The sequence below is a fragment of the Microvirga lenta genome (assembly GCF_020532555.1).
GTDB classification, from domain to species: Bacteria; Pseudomonadota; Alphaproteobacteria; order Rhizobiales; family Beijerinckiaceae; genus Microvirga; species Microvirga lenta.
Map to the genome: position 1 here is coordinate 1 of NZ_JAJBBR010000031.1, position 1234 is coordinate 1234.

Annotated in this window: 1 protein-coding gene; it reads right to left on the bottom strand. The window is 63.7% G+C overall.

What is annotated here, in order from left to right; all coding sequences use genetic code 11:
• On the bottom strand, window positions 1-1234 hold a 1234-nt coding region (locus LGR44_RS21660), incomplete at both ends, for a thiol-disulfide oxidoreductase DCC family protein (protein ID WP_226742792.1).

Here is a 1234-nt window from a genome sequence, read left to right on the forward strand (position 1 = left end):
TTGAAGACGTTGATTTTACCGATGCCGAAGGCCAGCGGAGACGATCCGAAGATCTGCTTCGACCATTGCCCGAGTGGGGTCTCACCGGTCGTGCTCGTGACCGGGAGCCTCACCAGAAAGGCGGCTTCGAGAACAAGCAGCGTCAGCACCACGGCACTCGCCGCCGATCCCAGCCTCGGTGCACCGGCGACCGAAAGCGTTGGCCCCTGGCGCACGTAGCGATCCGGAATGGTCGAGAACTCGCAGACGCCGAAGAGCTTGGTGCGGCGCTCCGCGATCCAGCGGTAGACCACCGGTCCGATCCGCATCACCTGTCCCAGCCACAGAAGGGGCACGGCCGGCCAGAGCAGGATCAGGCGTCGAGCCAGGGTGAAGTAGAGGTCGTAACCCTGATAGATCCGGCCGGAGTGATCGATGCCGACGAGATCCGTCAGGCCCTGTTCGAGGCTGATGCCGTGTCGGGCGAGCAACTCGCCGTTGCGGCGGACCGGGCGGAACTCCAGGCGCTGAAAGAGGTCGAGCCAGGCGAGCGTCCTGACCGTCCTGTCACACAGGTTGCACCGGTCGTCGAACAGGACCGCCAGCGGCTGCGTGTGACGGGCGCCAAGGGCTCCCCCGGTGGCGAACAGCGCGAACCAGAAGATCAACTCGTAATAGCCGAGAAAGCTGAGCGGAAGAACGAAGGCGCTGATCAGGAAGAAGGCCAAGCCCCAGTAGATCACGAAGGCACGGATGTAGCGCCCCATGAAGATGCCGACCAGGACCAGGATATACCACACCATCATCCCGTAGAGGGAGAGCCGGGTGAACTCCACGTAGAGAGCCGGAGCCCATTGGTAGACGTCCTGCGCCAGCCAGTAGAGCTTCGGATTGGATCCTGGTAGTAGCAGGACCCAGCTGATCGCCAGCCCCGACATCCAAGCATCGTCATGGAAATGCCAGGTGACGGAGTAGAGGCATAGGCAGGCATAGGCCGACAGGGCGGCCAGTTTGGCCAGGAGGAGCCGATCCTGGCCCGGCTCTCCCGACAGCCAGTGCATCCACCGGATGACGCGGTTCTGCGGTCTGCGGGACGCGATCACGGCATCGAGCGAGAGCGTCCGACCGGCTGGGGCCAGGAACAGCAGCAGCAGCAGCATCGACAGCACCTGGGTGCCGAGGGTGGAGGCGCCGAGGGAATTGTCGATCAGGATATTGGCCGTAGCCATGAGCACCAGGACCGCAGCAGGTGTCA